Below are 23,012 nucleotides of genomic sequence, written 5' to 3' on the forward strand. Positions count from 1 at the left end.
TCAAGCCTCCAGGCCGAGCACGGTGGTGAACTTTTCGGGGTGCAGTACGGCCGAGCGCCCGATGCCCGCCGCCGCGCGGTCGACGGCGGTCAGCCGGGGACGCTGCTCCGCCGCGGCGAACATGCGGTCGATCAGGTGCCAGCCCGCGAAGGCCGTCGCCCGGACGGCCAGGTCCGGGTCGACGGCGGCGGAGGTTTCCCGGTAGCCCTGCCAGAAGGCGACGTTGCGGGTCCGCAGCCGGTCGAGTTCGGCGGTGCCCCGCCGGACGATGTCCTGGTGGGACAGCTGGGGGCTCGGGCTGTTCAGCTCCGTGTCCTGCGCGGGAATGTCGAGTACGGCGCGGTGCAGCCACTCGCCGACGAAGCCGCCGACGTCCCGGGCGGGGTCCGCCGTGCGGAACTCCTCCCAGTCGCAGAGGAGGAGCCGGTCCCCGTGCAGAAGGAACTGGTCCAGCCGGAGGTCGCAGTGGGCCGGGGCGACGGCTGCCGTCGCCTCCTCGGTGCGCAACCGCCGCAGCCCGCCCGCGAGTTCGGTGTCGCGCTGCAGCATTCCCCAGGCCTCCAGGGAGGCCCCGCTCGCCTGGGTGTGGTAGGCGAGGGGGAGCGCCTCGAAGAAGTCCAGCGGGGGGAGCAGGGGCGGATTCGCCTCCGGTTCCCCGCACTTCTCCGGCGGAAGGGAGTGCACCGTGCCGACCATCCGCCCGGCGCGGTGGGCGAGTTCGTCGTCGAACTCCTCGGCGGTCGCCAGGTCGGACCCCGGGCGGGCGCCTTCGAGCCACTCGAAGACGACGAGGAGCTCGTCGTCGTCCCACCCCAGGCACCGCGGGGAGTCGAGGAGGCCGTCGCCGCCGGCGGCCGCCTCCTCGTAGGCGCGCAGGCGGCGGAAGCGCCGCGCGGCGTCCGGTTGGTTCCGGTCCAGTTGTTTGACGAATACGGCGTTTCCGGTGGTCGTCACCCCGGCGGTGTTGTGGTTGCGGCCGGCGGGGGATTCACCGGTCCGGGGAAGCAGTTCGCCCAGGCCGAGGCGGCCCAGGAGGCCCTGTACGGCGGGTGATGTCGCAAGTTCGTCGATCATTTGAGTCTCGTGAGGAGGAAGGCGCGCAGTCTTCTGCCCGCCTGGAGGAAGCGCTCGGTCCGCCGGAGGCGCCCGGACGGTGCGCCGTGCAGCCGGCCGGCCGTGCGCCGGGCCCACCACAGGCCGGCCGCGCCGAGGGCCAGCAGCCAGACGAGATGGCCGGCGCCGATCCGGTCCCCGTGCGCCACCGCGAGCAGGACCGGTACGGACAGGACGAGGGCGGCCAGCGGGCCCCGCGTGTACCAGACGGCCGTCTGGATCGCCGCGGTGTTGCCCATGGGGGTTTCCGTGCCGATCATCACGTGCGCGGGGACCGCGCCCCGGTAGGAACTGACCAGCGCGGCGCCCACCATGGCGGGGACCGCCGCGATCAGCACCGCGTCGCCCGGGGTCCGCCAGCCGGCGGGGCCGGCGGCCGCGGTGCCCGCGCCGAGCAGGGCGAGCAGCAGGGCGCCGGGCACCCACGCGTGCTGCAGCGCGAGGGACCGGAACGCGAAGGGGAGGCGGGAGGCGCGGCGGAAGTCGTCGCTGTCGAGGCGCGCCGGCTCGGTCAGCTGGGCGGCCGCGAGGTACTCGGCGACGAGGGCGGCCACACAGAGGACGGCCTGCCCCCGCGCCCCCGTGTGCTGGGCGACGGAGCTCAGGCCCAGCGCGGTGGCGGCCCAGAGGACCGCCCACAGCAGCCGTCCGGGGGCCCGGAGCAGCCCCGTGGCGTCCCGCCAGGGGACGATCAGCCAGGTGCGCCGGGGCATGGGCAGCCGCAGGGCCGGCCGGGCGCCCCGGCGGCGCAGGCCGCGGACGGCGGACCGGGCCTGGCGCAGGTCGACGGTGAAGAGGGACGCGGTGACCTGGGACGCGACGGTGGCCCGATTCCGCAGGGCCGCCTCGGGAATGCGCGGGGTCTCGCGGCGTGCCCACAGCAGAGCGGCGAGCGTGCAGGCCGCGGACAGCGCCATTGCGGGGATCCGGCCCGGCGCGGAGTGCCCCGCCACGGCGACGAGCGGTTGCGCGGCCCAGCCCCACGGGCCGGACCACAGCAGCAGGGTGCCGTACCACTCGGTCCGTCCCTGCGTCACCACCAGCGCGCAGAGGCCCGCGGCGCACGCCATCAGTGCCCAGGCGGCCCCGAAGATCCGGGCACCGCGCCGGGCGACGGCGTGGTCATGGCGCTCCACGAGCAGCCCGAGGGCGACCGCCGTGAGGGCCGTCGTCGTCCCGGCCCAGGCGCCGGCCGCCGACAGAGGCAGCCATGCGGTGCCGCCTGCGACGGACAGCAGGAAGCCCAGCAGCCCGCCCCCGACGAGCCCCGCCGCGCCCGCCGCGAGGGCGGACGCGCGGAACCGGGGGAGGAGGAGCGGCCCCCGCAGGACGGGCAGCGGCAGCACCCAGAAGACGGTCGGCAGGTCCACCAGCACCGGGCCCCGCCAGACGGCGCTGCGGGCGACCGACAGCAGGACCAGTGCCAGGAGCACCGGCACGGTCACCGGGAGGCTCGCCAGCAGATGGTCGGAGGCGCTGCCGTGCCAGTCCCCGCGTCCTCCCGCCCTGGCGGCCGCGGCGAGGAAGGGGCCTCCCCAGAAGGCGGCCACCAGCGCGAGGCCGTAGAGGGCGAGGGCGTTGCTCCTGCGTTTGCTGCGGCGTGCCGAGGCGCGGGCCTCGTGCAGGAAGTCCATCGTCTCGGCCGTGCGGCGCCGCAGTTCGTCGGTGCCGGACGCCGGCCGCCGTTCACCGGTGCCGGTCATCACCGGGCCTCCCCGACGGGCGTCACGACGGCCCGTCCGTCCTCGAGCGTGAGCACGTGGTCGGCCACGGCCGCGGCCAACTCGGCGTCGTGCGTGGCGATCAGGACGGCCACGCCCCGTTTCTTGTGCGCGGAGAGCCGTTCCGCCAGTTCCCCCCGGGCCCGGGAGTCCAGTCGTTGCTCGGGCTCGTCGAGCACCAGCAGGTCGTGCGGGCGCACGAAGGCCGAGGCGAGGACCAGCGCCTGGGTCTGCCCGGAGGAGAGGGCGGAGGGCAGCGAACCGGCGTGGTGCGTCAGCCGGTGGTCGGCCAGGACCCGGTCGACGGCGTCGTCGGCGTCGCGTCCGAGGCCGTGTGCGACCGCGATCAGCATCAGGTGCTCGCGCACGGTCAGGTCGGGGTAGTGCGACCCCGATTCCAGCACCGTGGCCACCCGGGCGCGGGTGACGGGCGAGTCCTCCTCCAGGGGCTCGCCGTCGAGGAGGACGTCGCCCGAGGTCGGCCGCTCGCGACCGCAGGCCAGCCGCAGGAGGGTCGACTTGCCCGCTCCGTTGTCCCCGACGAGTGCGGTGCACTCGCCGGGGACCAGGTCCAGGGTGACCGACCGGAGCACCTCCCGGTCCCCGTAACTGCGGCCGGCGCCGGCCAGCCTGAGCAGTGCGCGGCTCGTGGTCGCCTTCATGAAAGAACGCCTACTTCGGGTCGTTGACGGCCTCGTACACGGAGACGTGACGGTGGCTGTTGGCGTCGAACGGCTCCCCCTTCCAGCCGCCCTTGCGCTCCACCAGCCGCAGACCGGCGGCGTGCGCCATGAGGTCGATCTCGGCGGGCCAGGCGTACCGGATGACCTCCTGCGTCGGGCGGGGCACACCGCCGTCGACGACGGTGTGGATGACCAGGATCAGCTGCCGGTCCCGCATGACGTGGGTGCTGTCGATCATGATCGAGGTGGGGGAGAGATAGCGGGTGCTGGTCTTCTCGCCCTCCTGCTGGTGGAAGGCGCGCGGCTCGAACGCCTCGACGACGACCCGTCCGCCGGGGGCGAGTTGCTCGCGCATCCGCTGCATGCACTGGAGCTGCGCCTCGGCCGTCGTGGGGGCGAAGAAGGTGTTGAGCGCGATGAACACCACGTCGAACTGCTCGCCGGTGCCGCCGGTCGTGAAGTCCGCGGCCGTGGTGGTGACCCGTCCCTCGGTGTCCCGTGCCGCCAGCTTCTCCAGCATCTGCTCCGAGCCGTCGATGCCGTGCACCGTCAGCCCGCGCTCCGCGAGCGGTATCGCGATGCGGCCGTTGCCCACACCGAGTTCGAGTACGCGCCCGGATTCCGGGGCCAGGTCGGCGATGAAGTCGACGGCGTCGGCGATGTCCGGCGACGCCGGCGGATACATCAGGTCGTAGACGTCGGCCAGGGCGTCGTAGGTGGCGGGAGAGCTCATGAGTTTCTCTTTCGTGTCTTTTGCGATCGGGACTTTGAGATCGATCGGGTCTTCGGGATCGATCAGGTCTTTGAGATCGGGTCTTTTGGGATGGGCCGCCGGATGCGTCCGGCGGGACGTTCGTGGTGCCGGGGCAGAGGGGTGTCCGGCCGCCGCGCTCCGGCGGCGTCGCAGCGTAACGGCCCCCAAACCGGCTTCAGGCGGCGGGTGTTGCGGCCGCTGCGAGGGTGACTTCCGAGGTGAAGGCGACCACGCCGTCCTGGACCGCGTCGACGCGCAGGGTGCCGGGGGCCGAGGTGGTGGACGCCTGGCGGCGGGCCTCGATCCAGCAGGGGGCGTCGAACTCGACGTAGCGGTGGAAGGTGACGTTCATCGACGTGGGCAGTGCCGCCTCGGCCGGGAGGTCCACGGCGTGGGCGGCCTGGCGGGCCGCCTCCATCAGGAGCATGCCGGGGACGTGGTCGACCGGGTGGTCGAAGAGGACAGGGTGCCCGGTGTCGACCCGCAGCTGCCAGCGGCCCGGGCCGTCCTGGGGGCCGAGGACGACGTCGCGGGCGTGGTCGCGGCCCGCCATGGCGGGGGCCAGGGGGGCGGCCGGGGCGGGGGCCGCGGCGAACACCCGGGGTACGTCGGCGCGTTCCCCGCGGACGCGCCGGTAGACCGCGGGTGCGATGCAGCCGAACCGGGTGTCGGCCGCGGCCACCAGATCGCCGTCGCGGAGAACGGCGTAGCTGAGGGAGAGGTCCGTCGGGATGCCCCGGCGTTCGTTCAGCACCTCGCTGACGACGCGGAGTTCCAGTTCCGCGGGGGTCCGCCCGACCCGGAGCGCCTGCGGGTCGAGGGAGTAGCCGAACCGCGACCAGCTCAGCTGGTGGCCGAACGGGGTCCCGTATGCGGCGTGCAGCAGCAAGGGGAAGGTCTGGCGGACGGTCTCGCACAGCATCAGCGGATCGTGCAGCCCCTCCACGGCGGTGAAGAAGCTGTGGCTGCGCGGCCACTGGGCGGTGACGGTGAACGACTGGCCGCCGGTGCGCCGCCATCCGGTGAGGAAGACCTCGGAGAGCGCCGCGCGGTGGACGTACTCCCGGGGCACGGTGGTGGTGAGGGACGGTGGTCCGGCGGTCGCCCCGACGGGTGGCGCGACGGATCCGGGCCGTTCGGTGGTGACGAGCATGCTTCCCCCTTGATGCACGTGCGAGTGCGGACCGCACCGGTGATCACCAGGGGCCCCTCTGTAAAATAAAGAGTGTTCGTTTTGTTTGTCGAGTCCCGGCGGTGTGATCCATGGCGGAGTTGAAGCAGGAGCGTGCGGTGAGAACGCGGGAGGCCATCCTCCGCGCGGCTGCCGAGGCGTTCGACGAGCTCGGGTTCCACGGCGCGAGCATCAGCATGATCATGCAGCGGGCGGGGGTGACCCAGGGCGGCATGTACTTCCACTTCAAGTCGAAGAAGGAGCTCGCCCACGCCGTCATGCTGGCCCAGCGGGACTTCGTGCGGCTCCCGCCGGGCGAGGACGGGCTCCAGCGGCTGATCGACATCACCTTCTACGTGGCCCGCGAGCTTCAGCGGAACGCCATCTTCCGGGCCGGTGTGCGTCTCGCCGTCGAACAGGGCGAGTTCGGCCTCCAGGACGACACCGCGTACCAGCAGTGGGTGGAGCAGTTCCACGCGCTGCTGGTCGCGGCGCGGCAGCGGAACGAACTGCTGCCGGACGTGGACGAGGCGGAGTTCGCCCAGGTCCTGGTCGGCGCGTACAGCGGCACGCAGCTTTTCTCGCAGATAGCGACGGGGCGTGCGGATCTTCCGCAGCGGATCGCCGCGCTGTGGAGCTATCTGCTGCCGTCCATCGCCATGCCCCGGACGCTGACGCAGCTGCGCGCCACCCCCGAACTCTGCGGTGGCGCGGCCTCGGACGCGGCCTCGTGAGCCCGCGTTCCGTGAGCCCGCTGCGGGTGGTGCTCACCGGCGCGACGGGCTTCGTCGGGGCGGCGGTCCTGGACGAACTCGGCCGGAAGCCCGGCGTGCGCGTCCGCGCCGTCGGACGGCGGGCTCCCGTATGCGGCGAGGGCGGCGGCGCCGAGTGGGTACGGGCGGACCTGGCCCGGCCCGCGTCCCTGGCCGGGGTCTGCGAGGACGCCGATGTGCTGCTGCATCTGGCCTCCGTGATCGGCTCCGACGAGGCCCGGTGCGCGGCCGTCAACGACAGGGGTACGGCCGTTCTGATGGCCGAGGCCGCCCGGGCCGGGGTCGGGCGGGTGGTCCAGCTGTCGACGGCGGCGGTGTACGGGCCCGGGCCGCACCGGGGCGCCGCCGAGGGCGAGTTGGCGCCGGCCCCGGTGTCGGCGACCAGCCGGACGCGTCTGGCCGGGGAGGCGCACGCGCTGGCGGTGGGTGCCACCGTGCTGCGGCCGGGGCTGGTGGTGGGACCCGGGGACCGTTGGGTGGTGCCCGCCCTCGCCGAGCTCGTGGACCGAGTGCCCGGCCGGTGGGACGCCGGCCGGGGCCTGCTCTCGGTGACCGAGGTCGGCGATCTGGCCCGGCTGGTCGTCGCCCTGGCGTTCCGGTCCGGGTGCGAGGGCCCGGGGGGCGACGGTGCGGGGGATGACGGTGCGGCGGGGCGGGTGTTCCACGCCGGCCACCCCGTCCCCGTGCGCAACGGTGACCTGATGGCAGCGCTGGCGGAACTGGGCGTGCTGCGGCCGGTGGACACCGACCTCACCTGGGAGGAGTGCGTACGGCTGTTGCGGGCCACGCCGGGACGGGTGAGCGAGCGGCAGTTCTCGCTGGTGGCACAGGACCACTGGTACCGCAGCGACGAGGTGTGGCGGGTGGCGGACTGCCCGCCGGGCCCCGGCCCGCTGGAGCGGCTGGCGGCGGCGGCCGCTTGGTACCGGGAGGCCGTGGGCCGGTCCGGGGGTACGTCCTAGTCACTGGCCATGGGCTACGGCGCGTCCGACGGGGACCGGCCGGCGGCGTCCGTCCGGTCCGCGGGGTCTATCCCCTTGAGGATCAGCCGCCAGATGCTTTCGAGCCGGGTCACCGCGTCGTCCGGGGCGTCCCGGTCCGTCCCGTGCAGGGTCAGCTCGACCCCCCGGACCAGGTGGACGACGAGCGCGGTGACGTCGTCGGGCCGGGCGGAGGCGTGCAACTCGTCGTTGCCGTGCGCCTCGTCGACCAGGTCCGCCACGACGGGGTGCCACAGGGATGCCCAGCCCCGGGTGTCCGGCAGATGCCAGGAGAGGTGGGCCGCTGCGCGGACGGTGACCTCTTCCTGCAGCAGGCGGGCGAGCTCCAGCGTGACGTCCCGGAGGCCGTGGAGCGCCTTTCCCTGTCGGCGGCCGGCCGCTTCCCCCAGGGCCGAGAGCACCGCCGAGCGCCCCTCCTCGACCACCGCTTCCGCCAGTTCCGCCTTGCTGGCGAAGTGGAAGGTGACGGCGCCCATGGACATGCCGGCGGCCTTGCTGATGGTCTTCAGCGACGTCCCGTCGTAGCCGGCGCGGGAGAACTCCGAAGCGGCCGCCTGCACGAGGGAGTTGCGCGTCCGCGCTGCCCTCTCCTGCTTCACCATGCTCTCTCCGATGTGCCGCACGGGCGGTGGCCCTGCGTGCCGTGTCCTGTGCCGGGTCGGCCTCGTCCCGGCGGCCGTGGGTCCAGCTTTCGGGTCGAGACTCCCCAGGGCAAGGGCGAGTTGCCTAAGACGTACCGATTCTTCCGTACGGGGTCCGCCGGGTCGACGACCCGTCAGCGCGGAGGGGCCTGCGCGAACTTGCCGAAGTAGTGCACCAGCGTAGGTGACCCCTGGAAAAAAACAGAACGCTCGCTATTCTTTTTGGCATGATCTCAGTGTTCGCCGAGTCCGTTTTCGGCAGCCTGCGCCGTACCGACCAGCGTCGGTGGGCCGAGGCATACCTGCACGGACTGATCAGCACTTCCGGCAAGAAGACGGTGCGCCGGCTCGCCGCCGCGGTCTCGGACCGGGCGACGGCCTCCCAGTCGCTGCACCAGTTCGTCAATGCCAGCCCGTGGGACTGGGCGCCGGTCCGCCGGGATCTGGTGCGGTGGGCGGAGGAGCGGACGACCCCCCGGGCCTGGGTGCTCGCCGAGGCGGTGCTGCGCAAGCGCGGCGATCACTCGTGCGGCGTGCACCGCCGTTTCAGCCCGCTCGACGGCCGGTCCGTCAACGGCCAGGTCTGCACGGGACTGTTCCTGGCCGGTCACGGTGATGCGCTGCCTGTCGACTGGGCGTTGTACCTGCCCGAGGCGTGGGCGGACGACCCTCTCCGGCGGAGCCGGGCCCGCATTCCCGACGGCGTCCCGCACCGGCCCATCGAGGAGCAGGCCCTCGACCTGGTGGACGCGCTGGCCGCACGGACCCGGCTCCCCGCGGTGCCGGTCGTGGCCGACGCGTCCTTCCACACCGACGCGGATGCCCTGGTGCGGGGCCTGGACCGGCGCGGCCACGACTTCGTGGTGGCGGTCTCCGGGCGCCTGACGTTCGGGCGCACCGGCCCGGCGGCGCCGGGGCCGACCCGCCTGGACCGGGGGCACCGTACGTACCGGATGTTCGCGACCCGGACCCGCCCGGGACGGCCGGCGGACCGGTTGTGGCTCACCAACATGCCGCACCGCCGGGCCGAGGAACTGCTGCCGCTCACCCGGACGCTGGGGCTCGCACAGGAGGCCGTGCGGAGCATGCAGGGCGATCTCGGGCTCGGTGATTTCGAGGGCCGGTCGTTCCCGGGCTGGCACCACCACATGACGCTCGTCTCGGCGGCCCACGCCCACAGCCGGCTGTCCGCGACGGGTGTCCCGCACCGCCTCGCGGGTCTGCCGGTGGCGGCGTAGGCCCGTGACCTGGGCTTCTCCTTTTTCTTGGGCTGCCCCTTGACTCTGGGCAAAACGGGAGCACACTGGCAAATACACCAGACAACCGGTGAGAGCCACACCCCTCGGTGGAGACGTCCATCGATCCGAGTGACACCCATCTCGGCAAACTGGCTAGGCCCCCGGAGGGCACGTACCGGGAACGGGGCAGTCGGCGACGACCGAAGGCTCGCGGGACGGTACGGGGCGCCGGGGGCTGTGCTGTGTCCGCCGTCGTCATGGTGTCCACTGCTGTCACGGTGTCCACTGCCGTCGCGGTGTCCACTGCCGTCACGGCAGAATGGGCGGATGGCGGAGAACGATCGGGACAACAACGCGCTGGTCATGGGGCTTTCCTTGGGCCCCTTGGCGGGTGTGGTCGTCGGGCTGCTCTTTCTCGACAACCTGGGCCTGGGCATCGCCCTCGGTCTTGGGGCGGGGGCGGTGTTCGGGGTGCTGGCGCAGAACCGGGGGCAAGGGGGCGGCGGCGCGGCGCGGGACGAGTGAGCCCGCGGAGGGCGTGGCCTGATCCCTTCTTCCCCCCCCCGTTACCGCGCACGGTTGCCGACCCCCACCAGGTGCGGCTGGTCGACAGCCGTTTCGTCATGGAGAACGGCCGGGTGGAGGTCCGCTACGGCGATCCGGAGCGGCCGGCGGACGCCGGGGCCGTGGCCTCCGCCGCCGCGCCTCCTACCGCACCTTCACGGTGACCTGCCACGGTACGACCGTGTCGGAGCAGGCGTGGCCCGACTTGCGCGGTGTGCAGCGCAGTTGGGAGTCGAGGGTGGTCGTTCCCGCGGCGTAGGCGTGGAAGACCGCGGTGGCCTCGCCGTTCGAGGACGAGCCGACGGCGTCGCGGCGGAGGACGGCGGCGCTGGCGGCGGTGGGGGCGGTCCAGCCCCAGGTCGACGACTCCGTCTGCTCGCCCGTGAGGTGGACGGTGATCTCGTCGCCCTTGTGGACCGTGACCGACTGTCTGTTGTGTTTGTTCGAGAGGTTGAGGTGTTTGGCGGCGACCGTCGGTGCTGTTGCCGATGCCGATGGGGTTGCCGCTGTTGCGGTCAGGGTCAGGGCCGCGGCCAGGGTTGCCATCGCCAGTCGGGCAGTTCTCATCGCTTCACCTCGTGTCGCGTCGGATGGTGCCGCCTGTGTGCCTGCCCTGGGTGTGGGCGTGGCAATGCGAACTTCATCCGGGCGGGGGAGGGATGGGTTTGGGGTGACGGTGGGGTTTTTGCCCCTGCGCCCCACCCCCGGAGCGCCCTTCGGGCTCCCCCGGAGGGGGCGCCCCAGTCCGTCCGGGCCCCGGGGCTCTGCCCCGGGGCCCGGTGCCTGAGCGATCAGCAGTGCCCGGCGTTCACGCCGTCGATTTTCCCGCCGAAGTCACCTTTGTACGAACGGCGCCAGTCGCCGTTGTGCACCGTACGGGTCTCTTTCGGCTGCCAGTTGATGAAGCACGCGTCGGTGCTCGCCACGAAGGAGCCCACGCTGTCGTGGAGTTTGGGCGGCAGGTCGTGGTAGCCGCTGTTGGCCGTCCACTCCCAGCTGGAGCCGTGGTAGTCCTCACCGCTGTAGAAGCAGACGGACCCTCCGGGGCAGGGCGGCGGGCCGGCGGGCGGGGCGGCCGCCGCGTCCGCGGCCGGCATCAGGAGCGCCGTCAGGGACAGGGCCGCGGCGACGGACCAGTAACGCAATTTCACTCGGATTCCTCCGTGTTGCTGGTGACATGGTGCTCACCAGGACCGTTCCCCCGCCCCGATGGGCCCATGCGCCGACAGTGAGCGACCGGTTGCGCAGAGTGTGCGTGCGCGCCGTGGCCGGATTTCGTACTCCCACCCCCATGGATCCGCCAACTACCTTTGAACGTCGGGCTCTTCCCGCCAACGCCCCAGGGGGTCGCCGTGGTTCTCCCCTTCGTCCTGCCCCACGCCCTGCACGGCACGGGACCCCACAAGGTCATCGCGGTGCACGGATGGTTCGCCGACCGCTCGGCCTACGGCGCCGTCGAGCCGGACATCGACCGGGCCGCCTTCCAGTACGCCATCGCCGACCTGCGCGGATACGGCGAGGCGCGGGACGCGAAGGGGGAGTACACGACGGCCGAGGGCGCGGCGGACGTGCTGGCGCTGGCCGACAAGCTGGGCTGGGAGCGGTTCTCGCTGGTCGGGCACTCCATGGGCGGCAGCATCGTCCAGCGCGTACCGGCCCTGGCGCCGCGCCGGGTGCGCCGCCTCGTCGGGATCACGCCCGTGCCCGCCTCGGGCCTCCCGCTCCCGCCCGAGCAGTGGGAGCTGTTCGCGGACTCCGCGCATCTGCCGGCCGGCCGGCGCGCGATCATCGACACCACCTCCGGCGGCCGCCGCCCCGGCCGCTGGCTGGAGCGCATGGTGCAGCGGTCGCTGGACCGCAGCGACCCCACCGCCTTCCGCGCCTGGCTCGACTCCTGGAGCCGCGACGACTTCCACGCCGAGATCGAGGGTTCGACGGTGCCCGCCCTCGCGGTCGTCGGGGCCCTGGACCCCGCGATCACGACCGGGCTGACGCGGGCCACCTGGCTGCGCTGGTATCCCAACGGGCAGCTGCACGAGCTGGTTTCGGCGGGACACTACCCGATGGACGAGACGCCACTGGAGCTGATCCGGGTGGTGGAGGACTTCCTGCGCGCGGACGACGACTGAGCGTTCCGCGGCATGCATCCGTGCACAACCTGGTGAGGGGGGAGGCCATGGCAGGACGACTGAAGAGGATCATCCAGGCGCTGTTCGGCAACAAGTCGGCCAAGCGGCGCAAGAGCGGGACCGGATCCGGGTCCCGGACCTCGGGAGGGAACGAGGGCAGCGGGGGCGGGGACATCTACGCGGCGGACGTGGACACCGGCGGAGGTGACAGCGACAGCCGCAACCACGACGGCGGAAGTCACCAAGGAGGCCACCAAGGGGGCCAGCAGCACGGGAGCCATGGGGGCCATGGGAGCCATCACCACGGTGGTGGGCACCACGGCGGCCATCACGGCGGTCACCATGACAGCGGCGGTGGCCACCATGGCGGTGGTCACGACGGAGGCGGTGGCCACAGCGGTGGTCACGACGGTGGTGGCGGCTGGTAGCCGTAAGTGGTGATCGGGGGCATCCCCGATCACCACGCCTCAGCCGTACAGCGCTTCCTGCGTCTCCAGCCGGAGCGCGACCTCCTTGAGCGCCTCCGCCGAGGACGAGCCCTTCGCCGCCGTGGAGACGACGACCACCTCGTCCGCGTCGTCGGTCAGCCTGAACGACTCCCCGGTCAGCTCCAGCACCCTGCCGGTCGCGCTGCAGAACATGCGGTACGTGTCACTGGTGCATTCGCGTACGGAATGCTCGCGCCACATGCGGCGGAACTCGGCGCTCCCCTGGGAAAGTTCGCGTACATGTCGCCCCAGCAGAGGATCGTCCGGCCGCTTCCCCCACTCCGACCGCAGGTAGCCCACGGCCTGACGCGACTTGCTCTCCCAGTCGTCGTAAAGGCGGCGGACCCGCGGGTCGTTGAAGAACAGCCACCCGAGGGAGCGCCGGGGCCGCGGAACCTCGGCGAAGTCGAGGAAGACGACCGCCGCCATGCGGTTCCAGGCGAGGATCACGCCGTTCCTGCCGATGACGTACGCGGGGACCCGCAGCGAATCGATGAAGTCCTGGATGCTCTGGCGCACTCCGTCCTGCGGGCGTGCATCCCTCTGCGGGGCCGCGGTCGGCCGGGCGAGGTTGCGGAGGTAGATCCGCTCGGACGTGTTCAGGCGCAGCGCATCGGCCACCGACTCCAGCACCGTGTCCGAGACCAGGGATCCGTGGCCGCGTTCCAGCCTGATGTAGTGGTCGACGCTGACCGACGCCAGCGCGGCCACCTCCTCCCGGCGCAGTCCCGCCACTCTGCGCGGGCCGTGCGGCTGCAGACCGACGTCGCCCGGGCTCAGCTGCGTACGGCGCGAAACGAGGAAATCGCGGAGGGCGTGCTCGACGTCCATGCGTGGCATTGTGACGGCCGACGCGCCTGTCCGCGCAGGTTCCTACCGGCCAACCTCGTCACTCTAGGCCGGTACGGCGGCCCTGAAACAGGTCGAGGTCTGCACTCCCTCGGGGCCGCGCGCCCGGGTGATCCTGGTCGGTGCGGGACCGGGGAGCGACGGGGGAGCGACCCGGTCCCGCTGCGACACCCGTCTCAAGCGTCGGGTATGGACGATATGAAGGCGCCCCAGGTCGGTATGGGGAAGCCGAGTTGGGGGCTCGGGCTGCCGAGCTTCGAGTCCCGGACGCGGACGGTTCGGGGGAGTGGTCTCAGCTCCAGGCAGTTGTCGGCCTGTTCGGTGCTGTAGCTGGACTTCTGCCAGGGCGGTTCACCGTTCATAGTTCGTCTGCCACCTTTCTGATGAATCGCGCCGACGCCTCGGCGCTCAACGCTTCCATGCGAAGATTCCCGAAGCGCTGTGCGAAGGAACTGCTCAACTCGGGCTCGGCGTAAAGCGAGCGAGTTCCCTGCCCTTCCACGTATCCGTAGTGCTCATGGTCAGCGGTCTCCAGGACGAGCAGTGGTCCAGTGAGGGCGATGGTCGGGGCCTTGTCGATGGGGAGGACCTGAACGGTCACGTTGCGCATCTCGCCCACCTCCAGCAGGTGGTGGAGCTGCGGCTTCATGACCCCTGGCCCGCCAAGCCCGGTGCGCAAAGCGGCTTCGTAAATCACGTAGTTGAAGGTGGCGTACGGCTTGCGGGTCAGTTTCTCCTGACGCTTCATCCGGCCTGCCAGGCGCTTCTCCAGGGTCTCGTCGTCGACCGGCGGCCAGGTTCCCGTCATGAGTGCTCTCGCGTATGCCTCGGTCTGGAGCAATCCGGGGATGAGCAGAGTCTCGAAGGAGCAGATCGTGATCGCGTTGATCTCGGCGTCGAGGAACTCGCGCATGTTGGGCGCGAACGGCTCCGGTTTCAGGTAGGTGAGTGCCGCCATGAGCAGGCCTCCCGCGCCGCACAGGTCGTCCGCGACCTGGAGCAGGCGCGGCGTCGGCTTTCGCCGGCCCTGCTCCATCGCCCTGACCGTCTCGACGGCGTAGTTCGCCTCGTGAGCCAGCTTCTCCCTGCTGACTCCCGCTCTGTAGCGCCAGAGCTTGATCTGGCTCCCGCAGTACCGCCACATGGGCGGCGATTGCTCCGCCATTGCGCGCCCCTCCCGTGGGTGGATTCGGGACAGTGCCCACCGTCCCGAGATCGAGACTGCCGAGGCTACGCGCAGCCAACCACCCTTGAACCGTGAGTAACGCAATCTCCCCGCCACCGAGTGACACCCCCTGTCTCCTCTGCTCCGCCCTCCTCGTCGAGCGCGCAGCGGCCTGGCGCCTGCGCGACTTCCGCGCCACACAGCGCGCGATCAACGCCCTCGCCGAGCACCGGCGTCACGAGCACGCGGAACCGGCCCGGTGAACGACGACTGCCCGCACCCGCCGAACGCCTGGAGCACGGACAACGGCATGGCCGTATGCGGCCGTTGCGGGCTGCGGCGCGTTGTCGACTACCGGGCGCTCGGGCGGGCTGTCGGGCCGCCGGACGGGCGGGCGCCCCGGTCCGTACGCCGTCCCCGTCCCCGCCGCGAGCGGTAGCGCGTGCAGGGGGCGCATGCCGGTGTGACCATGGAGAGTAAGTGGCCGGAGCAGGAGGAGGGCTCTCCGATGACCGCCATGAAGAGCTGGAACGTTCAGATCAGCATCAAGGAGAACCCCGACACCGTCAGCGCGGAGGCGCGGCTCAGCGGAGCGACCTCGGGCGCGATGGTCGGTGAAGGGGTGGCGCGGCGGAACCCGACGGACGAGAACGTCCCGGAGATCGGGGACGAGCTCGCTGCCGCGCGCGCCATGTCGTCGCTGACGACTCAGTTGTTGCAGCAGGCGGCGACGGACATCGAGCAGCACACGCACAAGCCGGTGGAGCGGCTGGCCGTCTGAGCGGCGGCGGGAAGGAAGTACGAGGCCCGGGCCGGTGCCCGGGCCTCGGTCTTTGACAGGGCCGGTCTTTACAGCGATCTGGCCGTCTGTCTAAGATTTTGGCCATGCGGTCAGAAAATCAATCGATCGGCCAATCCGCGTCGGACGCGGATCGTTCGTTCATCGAGCTCGCACGGCGGGCGCAGATCATCGACGCGGCCGTCGAGACGCTCGCGGAGGAGGGGTACGCGAAGGCGTCGCTGGCCCGGATCGCTCAGCGGGCGGGGATCAGCAAGGGGGTGATCTCGTACCACTTCGCGGGCAAGGAGGAGTTGCTGGAGCGGCTCGTGGAGCAGGTCTACGAGCGGATGGGGGCGTTCATGGAGCCCCGGATGGTGGCGCAGCCGGATCCCGGGGAGCGGCTGCGGGCGTACGTCGAGTCGCTGGCGGCGTATATGCGCGAGCATCGGGTCCAGCTGGCGGCTCTCGGCCAGGTCTTCCACAACATGCGCAACTCGGAGGGGAAGTTGCGATATGGCGTGGCGACGAGCGAGGGGCTCTACGCGTTCCTGGAGTCCATCTTCCGGGAGGGGCAGGAGAGCGGGGCGTTCCGGCGGTTCGACGTGCGGGTGATGGCGGTCAGTGTGCAGGCCGGGATCGACGCGATGTTCGAGTACTGGGACGTGCACCCGGAACATGACCTGGAGGGGCACGCGAGGGAACTCGCGGAGCTGTTCGCGCAGGCGGTACGGGCGTAGCCGGGTAAGTCGCCTGAATCTAGGGGGGATTCATGTCGCAGGATGTGACGCGGGGGGCGTCAGGGGCCGCTGCTGGAGTAGGGCCGCGGGGGGCTCGGCTGCAGTATGTCGACAACATACGTGTCGTGTTGACGGTGTTGGTGGTGCTGCACCACTCGGCCGTGACCTACAGCCATATACCCGTGTGGTTCTACACGGAGCGGGCGCATGATGCGTCCGGGTGGCTTCTGGACGGGTTGATCGTTCTCGACCAGGCGTTCTTCATGGGGTTCTTCTTCCTGATCGCCGGGTACTTCACGCCGCCGTCGTACGAGCGGAAGGGGCCGCGCTCCTTCATGCGCGACCGCTGGAAGCGGCTGGGGATTCCGCTGCTGGCGTTTCTGCTGCTGGTGCGCCCGCTGGTCAACTTCGGGTCGATGGGCGAGGTGCGGGAGCGGTTCGCGGAACATGGGGCCGGGATGCCGTACTGGCTGTTCTATCTGGTGACGTGGGATCCAGGGCCGATGTGGTTCGTCGAGGTGCTGCTGGCTTTCTCGCTGGTGTACGTGGGGGTGCGGAGGTTTCGCCCGGAGGCGCGGCGGCGGCTCGGGGGGAGCGGTCCGCTGCGGGGGCGGTCGGTGGTTGCGTTCGGTGCGGGGCTGGCTGTGGTCACGTACGGGTGGCGGATCGTGGTGCCGGACGGGACGTATGTGCCGGTGCTCGGGCTGCCGTCGCCCAACTACCTGCCGCAGTATGTGAGTTTCTTCGTCCTCGGGGTGCTTGCCCGGCGGAGGGGCTGGGCGTCGTCGCTGTCCCGGCGCGCGGGGCGGACGGGCTTCGCCGTGGCCGTCGCCGCGACGCTCGCGTACGCGCCTGTCGTGATCCTGTCGCCGTCGCGTGCGTTGGAGGGGCGGGGGACGTGGCAGTCGCTGGTGACGGTGGCGTGGGAATCGGCGTTCGCGATCGGGGTCGTGATCGGGACGGCGGTGCTCTTCCGCGAGCGCTTCAACAGGCGGGGGAAGCGGGGGGAGTTCCTGTCGCGGCATGCGTTCGCGGTGTATCTGATGCATCCGGTGGTGCTGGTGGGGCTGGGGTACGGCTTCCGGTGGCTGCATGCGCCGGCGGTGGTGAAGTTCGGGGTGATGGGGGTGTTGGCGTTGCCGGTGTGTTGGGGGGTGGCTTGGGTGGTGCGCAGGTTGCCGCGGGCGGATCGGGTGTTGTAGCCCCCGCCCCGCCCTTTCACCGTTTCACTAAGGGGCTGCGCCCCTTCGCAACCCCCGGTGGCCCGCGCGCCGCGCGGGCGGGGCTTGGGCGGGCGGGGCTTCGCCCCTGCACCCCACCGGGGGCTCCGCCCCCTGGACCCCCGGGCGGGGTCGCGTCCCGGGGCTTCCGGGTGGTGGGGCTGCATCTCCGGGCCCTCGGGTGGGGCTGCGCCCTGGGCCTCCGGGTGGGGCTGTGCCCTGGGCCCTCGGGTGGGGCTGTGCCCTGGGCCCCGGGTGGGGCTGTGCCCTGGGCCCTCGGGTGGGGCTGCGTCTCCGGGCCTCCGAGTGGGGCTATGCCCTGGGCCCTCGGGTGGGGCCGCATCTCCGGGCCCCCGGGTGAGGCTGTGCCCTGGGCCCCCGGGTGAGGCTGTGCCCTGGGCCCCCGGGTGAGGCTGCGCCCTGCGCCCCAGGTGGGGCTGCGTCCCCGGGCCCCCGGGTGGGGCTGCGCCCTGCGCCCCGAGTGAGGCTGCGCCCCCGGCCCCCGGGGCGCATCACCTCCGCCGGACCGGCGGCCTCGGCAAGGACCGCTGCGTCCCCGGTCCCCGGGGCGCATCCCTGGCCCCTCTGCCCCTCAAGCAGCGGGTGACCGCCGGTAGTTCACAGGCGCCCGCAGGCCTCCCGGGACACTCCCGTCCGCGACCGACTCGCGTGCCGCGCCCCGCCATGTCAGCGTGGTGCCCGGGGCGTCTGTGAGGAGGTCGCCCGATGAGCGGCAGCAAGAGCAAGGTCTGGACCGTCGAGGTCGTCGTCGAGGAGCACGACCACACCGTCACCGCCGAGGCGCGGCTGACCGGGCGGCCGCCCGGGCCGATGGTCGGCGAGGGGACCGCCCGCTGCCATCCCGCCGACGAGAACGTGCCGGCCATCGGGGACGAGCTCGCCGTCTCGCGGGCGCTGAACGTCCTCGCAGGCCAGCTGCTCGACATCTCGATCAAGGACATCGAGGCGCACACGCACGAGAGGGTGCGGGGGATCGAGCAGGGCTAGATTCAGCCGATTTCGGTGTGCGGGGCAGGCAAAGGGTCCGTTCGTGCGTCTCTTCCTGTGGACATGTCGTTCATGTCGGATGAGGGGGCGCACGGGCGTGTTGTGCGCTCCTGGCGTGCATCGCCCCGCGCTCACCCGAATGGGTGACTACATCTGGTGTGTTCGAAAGAAAGCTGTTTCATTTACACGAGTAAGTCCACAAATCGAGTGAAACGTCAGGGTATAGGTGTGGCGTACTTGCCCCTACGGAATTGATCTGTAGATACCGGCGCGCCACCAAGGCCGTGCCCAATGGGTATGGGGAGTGCTTCGTATGACCACTGAGGAATCCGAACGGGCCTGTCCCTTCCGTCACGATGAAGCCCTGGAACCAGACCCGTTCATGGCGCGGATGCGGACGGAGGCCCCAGTGGCCAAGATCCGCATGCCGTACGGCGAGGGCGACTGTTGGCTGGTGACGCGCTACGACGACGTGCGCACGGTGACCCAGGACCGCCGCTTCAGCCGGGCCGCGCTGATCGGGAAGGACTTCCCGCGCATCACACCCGCGCCGATCGCCCAGTCCGAGGCGATCAACCTCATGGACCCGCCCGCGCTCAGCCGGTTGCGCAGGCTGGTGACGACGGGGTTCAGCAACAAGATGGTGGAGAGCCTGCGGCCGAAGACCCAGCAGGTGGTGGACGGGCTGCTGGACGAGATGGAGGAGCACGGACAGCCCGGCGACGTGGCCCACCACCTCGCCGGGAAGCTGCCGTTGATGACCATCTGCGAGCTGCTCCAGGTCTCCGAGGAGGACCGGCCGCAGCTGCGCGCCTGGGCCATGGCCATGATGTCGATGAAGCCGGACGACAAGGAGTCGGCCGCCGAGGCCAAGGCCGGCCTGCGGGCGTACTTCGCCCGGCTGACGGCGGAGCGCCGCCGTGACCCCGGCAGCGATCTGCTGAGCTCGCTCGCCACGGCGCGGGTCGGCGAGGAGCAGCTCGACGAGAAGGAGCTCGCCGTCATGGGCATGCTCCTGCTGGTCACGGGCCACGACACCAGCACCTACGAGATCTGCAACATCGTCTACACGCTGCTCACCCACCCCAAGCACCTCGCCCGGCTGCGCGAGCAGCCGGAGATCATGCCGCAGGCGCTGGAGGAGCTGCTGCGCTTCATCCCCTTCCGGCAGGGCGTCGGGATCCCCCGGGTCGCCCTGGAGGACGTGGAGTTCGACGGTGTGACCATCCCCGCCGGTGACATCGTCCACGTCTCGTACCTGTGCGCCAACCGCGACGGCGGCGCGTACGACCGGCCCGACGAGCTCGACTTCGACCGGGACGAGCCGGCGCCCCATATGACCTTCGGGCACGGCTCCCACCACTGCCTCGGTGCCCATCTGGCCCGGATGGAGCTCCAGATCGCCATCGGGACGCTCATCAAACGGTTCCCCGAACTGCGCCTGGCCGTACCGGCGGAGGAGGTGCAGTGGAACACCGTGTCGATCTGGCGCTATCCCCTCACCCTGCCGGTCGCCTGGTAAGTCCTGGTTAGGGCAAGGAGGAAGTCGACCATGGCGACATTGTGCAGACCGGCCATCGCCGTCCCGGAGCACATCATCACCCGGGAGGAGACCCTGGAGCTCGCGCGGACCCTGCACGCGAACCACCCGCAACTGGAGCTGGCGCTCAGGCTGATCGGCAACACGGGAGTGCAGACCCGGCACCTGGTGCAGCCGATCGAGATCACGCTGGAGCACCCGGGTTTCACCACGCGCAACAACGTCTACGAGGCGCAGGCCAAGGCACGGGTGCCCGAGGTGATCGACCGGGCCCTGGAGCACGCGGAGTTGACCGTCCGGGACATCGACATGATCGTGTACGTCTCGTGCACCGGCTTCATGATGCCGTCGATGACCGCCTGGCTGATCAACACCATGGGGTTCAGGAACGAGACGCGGCAGTTGCCCATCGCACAGCTCGGCTGCGCGGCGGGGGGAGCGGCGATCAACCGCGCCCATGACTTCTGCAGTGCCTACCCCGGGTCCAACGTCCTCATCGTCGCCTGCGAGTTCTGCTCCCTGCTGTACCAGCCGACGGACCTGGCGGTCGGCAACCTGCTGTCCAACGGGCTGTTCGGGGACGCCGTCGCCTGCGCCGTGGTGCGGGGCGAGGGCGGTACGGGGGTGCACCTGGAGGCGAACGGGTCGCATCTGGTCCCGGACACGGAGGAGTGGATCTCGTACGCGGTGAAGGACACCGGGTTCCACTTCCTCCTGGACAAGCGGGTTCCCGGCACGATGGCGATGCTCGCGCCCGCCATGCGCGAGATGGCGGAACCGCACGACTGGGACGTGTCCGACCTCGACTTCTACATCGTGCACGCGGGCGGGCCGCGCATCCTCGACGACCTCGGCAAGTATCTGGAGCTGGAGCAGCACATGTTCCGCTACAGCAGGCAGACCCTGGTCGAGCGGGGGAACATCGCGAGCGCGGTCGTCTTCGACGCGCTGGAGAGGCTGTTCCAGGACGGTGGTGCCGAGCACTCCGCGCGCGGCGTCATCGCCGGGTTCGGGCCGGGCATCACCGCGGAGATCGCCCTGGGCACGTGGTCGGGGCAGGTGAACGGCAGCAGCAATGGCCACCGTTCAAAGAAGGCGTCCGCCGGCCGGAACTCTTCCGTGACATTGCCGGCCTGAGCGGACCAAGGGAGCGCGGGTCGCCAACATCCTCTGGGCGGCCCGCGCTTCCGGTTTTCGGCTCGGGGTTTTAGAGGTCGAACTCCGCCGGGGCGATGCTCAGGGCGTAGCAGGCCTCGCGGACGACCGCCTGCTCGTCCTTGTCGAAGTCGCCGTCGGCGCCGCCGATCACGATGCCGATCTGGATGACCGCACGGGCCTCGGTCGGCTTCTTGGCGACCTTGCCGATCGTCTGCATCAGGCTCACCTTGCCGAAGTCGTAGTCGGCGGCGAGCTTCTGGCAGTAGTCGGTGAAGCGGGCGTGCAGGTCGTCCGCCGGGAAGTTCTGCAGAACCTCGTTGGTGGCGATCAGCGAGGCGACGCGCTGCCGTTCGGAGGCGTCGACGGAGCCGTCGGCGGCGGCCACGAGGGCACACATCGCCATGCTCGCGTCGCGGAAGGCCCCGCTCTTGAGCTCGTTCTTCTTCGCGACCAGCTGGCCCTGCATCGTCGTGGCGGATTCCTTGAGCCGGTCCCAGAGCGCCATGTGCGTGTCTCTCCTTGTGGAAAACGTGCTTGCACAGGCAGAACTGCTCTGAAGTTAAAGAAGTTCCCAAGTGAGTTCAGTGTTCCCAAGTGGGTTCAGCGCATGACCAATCAGTGCATGACCAAGGGGTCGATGGTCATCGGCTTGACCTTCCCCTCCATCATCATCCCCAGCCCCAGGACCGAGCAGTGGTCCGGATTCTCCGCGATGTGCACGGTCATGCCCGTGGCGTCCTCGATCATCGTGTCCAGGCCCGGGAGGAGGGCGCTGCCCCCTGCGAGCATCACGCCCCGCGTGCCCAGGTCCGCCACGAGGTCGGGCGGACAGTCGCGGAGCACGCGTCCTATGGCGTCCAGGACGGCGGTCAGCGGGGTGTGGATCGCATTGCGCACGTGCGCGGTGCTGACGAGGACGGTGCGGGACAGGCCCGTCGCGACGTCGCGGCCGCGGACCTCGGTCTCGGTGCCGCCGCCCGCCAGACGGTCGTTCCGCAGGGCCATGTGGAGCGGGTAGAGGCCCTGGGTGGGGAGCATCAGCTCGTGCTCGCTGCGCAGGTGCTGGACGACCGCGTAGTCGATCGCGTCGCCGCCGACCTGGACCTTCTCCGCCGCGACGATCGCGCCGAGGGACAGCACGGCCACCTGTGTGGACGCTGCGCCGCAGACGATGATCATCGTCGCCTCGGGGAGCTGGACGGGCAGCCCGCAGCCGACCGCGGCGGCGACGAGCGTGTCCACCAGCTCGACGCGGCGGGCGCCGAGGCCGGTCAGCGTCTCCACGGCGGCGCGCTGGGCGATCGGCTCGGCGTCGTGCGGCAGGCAGACGGCGGCCCGGAGGAGGGGCTTGCGGCGCCAGGCGCGGCGGATCTTGTCGCTGATGAGGTGGCGCAGCATGCGCTGGGCCATGTCGATGTCGACGACCGTGCCGCCGGATACGGGTCTGACGACGCGGATGTGGGCGGGGGTGCGGCCCGCCATGCCCTCGGCGAGGGCGCCCACGGCGATGAGCGAGCCGGTTCTGGTGTTGACGGCGGCGATGGACGGCTCGTCGACGATCAGGCCGGTGTCGCGGGCGTAGACGCGGGTGCGGGACGCGCCGAGGTCGACGGCGATCGTGCAGCGGCTCAGCTGGGCGAGGCTGAGGGTCATCACGGATTCACTCCCCGGCGGCGGTGTGGTGTCTTGCTTCTTTGCCGTAATAGTGCGTGGGGGGTGGGGGGGTTCGCGCGCGGGAGTGCGCCACTTGGGGCTGTGGCCGTCCGTCGCCTCCACCGGCGGTCGGCGGAGACGGGCACCCCCGTGGTCCGTCTCCGCCGGCCGGTGCGAGTCAGTGTGGCAGGGGGGTCTGACAACGGGGCTGACCTGGCGGTCTTTGGTGTGCCCCGGTCCCGCCCTTTCACCGTTTCTTCCGGGGCTCCGCCCCCTCGGCCCGGCACCGCGGCTCCGCCGCGGTCGGGCGGGGGCTGCGCCCCCTGCGCCCCTGCTTCCGGGGCTCCGCCCCTGGCCCCCGTTTGTCGCGGCTTCGCCGCTCGTCCTCAAGCGCCGGACGGGCTATTTCAGCCCGTCCGGCGCTTGAGGACTCCGCCCGGAGGGCGGACGGGGTCCGGGGTCTCCCCGGGAAACGGTGAAAGGGCGGGACCGGGGCACACCCCCAGCCCGTCCGGCGCCTGAGGACAGCGCCCGCAGGGCGCTCCAGGGGCCCAGGGGGCGCAGCCCCCGGCAAACGCGGCGGAGCCGCGACAACGGGCCCCGGGGCTCCGCCCCGGAAGAAACG

At 71.3% G+C, this 23,012-nt stretch carries 27 protein-coding genes; 14 read left to right on the forward strand and 13 right to left on the reverse strand.

What is annotated here, in order from left to right; translation table 11 throughout:
- From lxmK to AB8735_RS20790, 5 genes are all read right to left on the reverse strand, one after another.
- The gene (gene lxmK, locus AB8735_RS20770; RefSeq protein ID WP_372408755.1) at window positions 1–1,074 is read right to left on the reverse strand and encodes a class V lanthionine synthetase subunit LxmK; all 1,074 of its coding nucleotides are present in this window, start codon (window positions 1,072–1,074) and stop codon (window positions 1–3) included.
- The gene (locus tag AB8735_RS20775) at window positions 1,071–2,816 is read right to left on the reverse strand and encodes a hypothetical protein (protein ID WP_372408756.1); all 1,746 of its coding nucleotides are present in this window, start codon (window positions 2,814–2,816) and stop codon (window positions 1,071–1,073) included. Before AB8735_RS20775 ends, lxmK begins: the two co-directional genes overlap by 4 nt.
- Complete coding sequence (locus AB8735_RS20780; RefSeq protein WP_372408757.1) at window positions 2,816–3,496, reverse strand: ATP-binding cassette domain-containing protein; 681 nt, start codon at window positions 3,494–3,496, stop codon at window positions 2,816–2,818. Before AB8735_RS20780 ends, AB8735_RS20775 begins: the two co-directional genes overlap by 1 nt.
- Before the next feature lie 10 nt (window positions 3,497–3,506).
- Window positions 3,507–4,250, reverse strand: coding sequence for a class I SAM-dependent methyltransferase (locus AB8735_RS20785; protein WP_372408758.1), 744 nt, complete (start codon window positions 4,248–4,250; stop codon window positions 3,507–3,509).
- A 196-nt stretch (window positions 4,251–4,446) separates the two neighbouring features.
- Entirely contained in the window at window positions 4,447–5,424 is a 978-nt protein-coding gene (locus AB8735_RS20790) for a ScbA/BarX family gamma-butyrolactone biosynthesis protein (protein ID WP_372408759.1), read from the reverse strand.
- A gap of 110 nt (window positions 5,425–5,534) precedes the next feature.
- Between AB8735_RS20790 and AB8735_RS20795 the strand changes: the two genes are divergently transcribed.
- Entirely contained in the window at window positions 5,535–6,176 is a 642-nt protein-coding gene (locus tag AB8735_RS20795) for a ScbR family autoregulator-binding transcription factor (RefSeq protein ID WP_344018857.1), read from the forward strand.
- A complete protein-coding gene (locus AB8735_RS20800; RefSeq protein ID WP_372408760.1) occupies window positions 6,173–7,177 on the forward strand; it encodes an NAD-dependent epimerase/dehydratase family protein in 1,005 nt (334 codons plus the stop codon). The genes AB8735_RS20795 and AB8735_RS20800 overlap by 4 nt, the downstream gene beginning before the upstream one ends.
- 14 nt (window positions 7,178–7,191) lie before the next feature.
- Here AB8735_RS20800 and AB8735_RS20805 read toward each other — a convergent pair whose 3' ends face one another.
- Window positions 7,192–7,818 (reverse strand): TetR/AcrR family transcriptional regulator, encoded by a 627-nt coding sequence (locus AB8735_RS20805; RefSeq protein ID WP_344018853.1) that lies wholly within the window; start codon window positions 7,816–7,818, stop codon window positions 7,192–7,194.
- A 266-nt stretch (window positions 7,819–8,084) separates the two neighbouring features.
- On the opposite strand from AB8735_RS20805, the gene AB8735_RS20810 reads away from it, so the two are divergent.
- A complete protein-coding gene (locus AB8735_RS20810) occupies window positions 8,085–9,095 on the forward strand; it encodes an IS701 family transposase (RefSeq protein WP_372408761.1) in 1,011 nt (336 codons plus the stop codon).
- A gap of 327 nt (window positions 9,096–9,422) precedes the next feature.
- Complete coding sequence (locus AB8735_RS20815) at window positions 9,423–9,620, forward strand: hypothetical protein (protein WP_344018850.1); 198 nt, start codon at window positions 9,423–9,425, stop codon at window positions 9,618–9,620.
- A gap of 183 nt (window positions 9,621–9,803) precedes the next feature.
- Here the strand turns inward: AB8735_RS20815 and AB8735_RS20820 are convergent, their stop codons facing one another.
- Window positions 9,804–10,226 carry a hypothetical protein gene (locus tag AB8735_RS20820; RefSeq protein ID WP_344018848.1) on the reverse strand — a complete coding sequence of 141 codons (423 nt, stop codon included), beginning with the start codon at window positions 10,224–10,226 and terminating at the stop codon, window positions 9,804–9,806.
- 224 nt (window positions 10,227–10,450) lie between these two features.
- Complete coding sequence (locus AB8735_RS20825; protein ID WP_344018847.1) at window positions 10,451–10,810, reverse strand: peptidase inhibitor family I36 protein; 360 nt, start codon at window positions 10,808–10,810, stop codon at window positions 10,451–10,453.
- Between the two features lie 201 nt (window positions 10,811–11,011).
- Between AB8735_RS20825 and AB8735_RS20830 the strand changes: the two genes are divergently transcribed.
- Together AB8735_RS20830 and AB8735_RS20835 are read left to right on the forward strand one after the other, a co-directional pair.
- Window positions 11,012–11,788, forward strand: a complete 777-nt coding sequence (locus tag AB8735_RS20830; RefSeq protein ID WP_372408762.1) for an alpha/beta fold hydrolase — start codon at window positions 11,012–11,014, stop codon at window positions 11,786–11,788.
- A 204-nt stretch (window positions 11,789–11,992) separates the two neighbouring features.
- Window positions 11,993–12,229 (forward strand): hypothetical protein, encoded by a 237-nt coding sequence (locus AB8735_RS20835; protein ID WP_372408763.1) that lies wholly within the window; start codon window positions 11,993–11,995, stop codon window positions 12,227–12,229.
- A 26-nt stretch (window positions 12,230–12,255) separates the two neighbouring features.
- On the opposite strand, the gene AB8735_RS20840 is transcribed toward AB8735_RS20835, so the two are convergent.
- The 3 genes from AB8735_RS20840 to AB8735_RS20850 form a co-directional block, all read right to left on the reverse strand.
- A complete protein-coding gene (locus AB8735_RS20840) occupies window positions 12,256–13,107 on the reverse strand; it encodes a helix-turn-helix domain-containing protein (RefSeq protein ID WP_372408764.1) in 852 nt (283 codons plus the stop codon).
- Window positions 13,108–13,301: 194 nt separating this feature from the next.
- Window positions 13,302–13,487, reverse strand: a complete 186-nt coding sequence (locus AB8735_RS20845) for a DUF397 domain-containing protein (RefSeq protein WP_344018838.1) — start codon at window positions 13,485–13,487, stop codon at window positions 13,302–13,304.
- Window positions 13,484–14,290 carry a helix-turn-helix transcriptional regulator gene (locus tag AB8735_RS20850; RefSeq protein WP_344018836.1) on the reverse strand — a complete coding sequence of 269 codons (807 nt, stop codon included), beginning with the start codon at window positions 14,288–14,290 and terminating at the stop codon, window positions 13,484–13,486. The genes AB8735_RS20845 and AB8735_RS20850 overlap by 4 nt, the downstream gene beginning before the upstream one ends.
- Window positions 14,291–14,382: 92 nt before the next feature.
- On the opposite strand from AB8735_RS20850, the gene AB8735_RS20855 reads away from it, so the two are divergent.
- From AB8735_RS20855 to AB8735_RS20890, 8 genes are all read left to right on the forward strand, one after another.
- Complete coding sequence (locus AB8735_RS20855; protein ID WP_344018834.1) at window positions 14,383–14,553, forward strand: hypothetical protein; 171 nt, start codon at window positions 14,383–14,385, stop codon at window positions 14,551–14,553.
- Window positions 14,550–14,729: a DUF6255 family natural product biosynthesis protein gene (locus AB8735_RS20860; RefSeq protein ID WP_372408765.1), complete on the forward strand. Its 180-nt coding sequence runs from the start codon at window positions 14,550–14,552 to the stop codon at window positions 14,727–14,729. The genes AB8735_RS20855 and AB8735_RS20860 overlap by 4 nt, the downstream gene beginning before the upstream one ends.
- A 69-nt stretch (window positions 14,730–14,798) precedes the next feature.
- Window positions 14,799–15,071: a DUF1876 domain-containing protein gene (locus AB8735_RS20865; RefSeq protein ID WP_344018829.1), complete on the forward strand. Its 273-nt coding sequence runs from the start codon at window positions 14,799–14,801 to the stop codon at window positions 15,069–15,071.
- 104 nt (window positions 15,072–15,175) lie between these two features.
- Entirely contained in the window at window positions 15,176–15,808 is a 633-nt protein-coding gene (locus AB8735_RS20870; protein WP_372408766.1) for a TetR/AcrR family transcriptional regulator, read from the forward strand.
- A gap of 32 nt (window positions 15,809–15,840) precedes the next feature.
- The gene (locus AB8735_RS20875) at window positions 15,841–17,010 is read left to right on the forward strand and encodes an acyltransferase family protein (RefSeq protein WP_372408767.1); all 1,170 of its coding nucleotides are present in this window, start codon (window positions 15,841–15,843) and stop codon (window positions 17,008–17,010) included.
- Window positions 17,011–17,754: 744 nt separating this feature from the next.
- Complete coding sequence (locus AB8735_RS20880; protein WP_344018823.1) at window positions 17,755–18,036, forward strand: DUF1876 domain-containing protein; 282 nt, start codon at window positions 17,755–17,757, stop codon at window positions 18,034–18,036.
- 313 nt (window positions 18,037–18,349) lie between these two features.
- Window positions 18,350–19,558: a cytochrome P450 gene (locus AB8735_RS20885; protein WP_344018821.1), complete on the forward strand. Its 1,209-nt coding sequence runs from the start codon at window positions 18,350–18,352 to the stop codon at window positions 19,556–19,558.
- 3 nt (window positions 19,559–19,561) lie between these two features.
- Entirely contained in the window at window positions 19,562–20,713 is a 1,152-nt protein-coding gene (locus AB8735_RS20890; protein ID WP_344019046.1) for a type III polyketide synthase, read from the forward strand.
- A 70-nt stretch (window positions 20,714–20,783) separates the two neighbouring features.
- Here the strand turns inward: AB8735_RS20890 and AB8735_RS20895 are convergent, their stop codons facing one another.
- Window positions 20,784–21,239, reverse strand: coding sequence for a TerB family tellurite resistance protein (locus AB8735_RS20895; protein ID WP_344018818.1), 456 nt, complete (start codon window positions 21,237–21,239; stop codon window positions 20,784–20,786).
- 110 nt (window positions 21,240–21,349) lie between these two features.
- Window positions 21,350–22,387 carry a rod shape-determining protein gene (locus AB8735_RS20900; RefSeq protein ID WP_344019044.1) on the reverse strand — a complete coding sequence of 346 codons (1,038 nt, stop codon included), beginning with the start codon at window positions 22,385–22,387 and terminating at the stop codon, window positions 21,350–21,352.
- Between the last annotated feature and the right edge of the window lie 625 nt (window positions 22,388–23,012).

Source organism: Streptomyces luteireticuli, assembly GCF_041519305.1.
Taxonomy (GTDB): Bacteria; Actinomycetota; Actinomycetes; order Streptomycetales; family Streptomycetaceae; genus Streptomyces; species Streptomyces luteireticuli.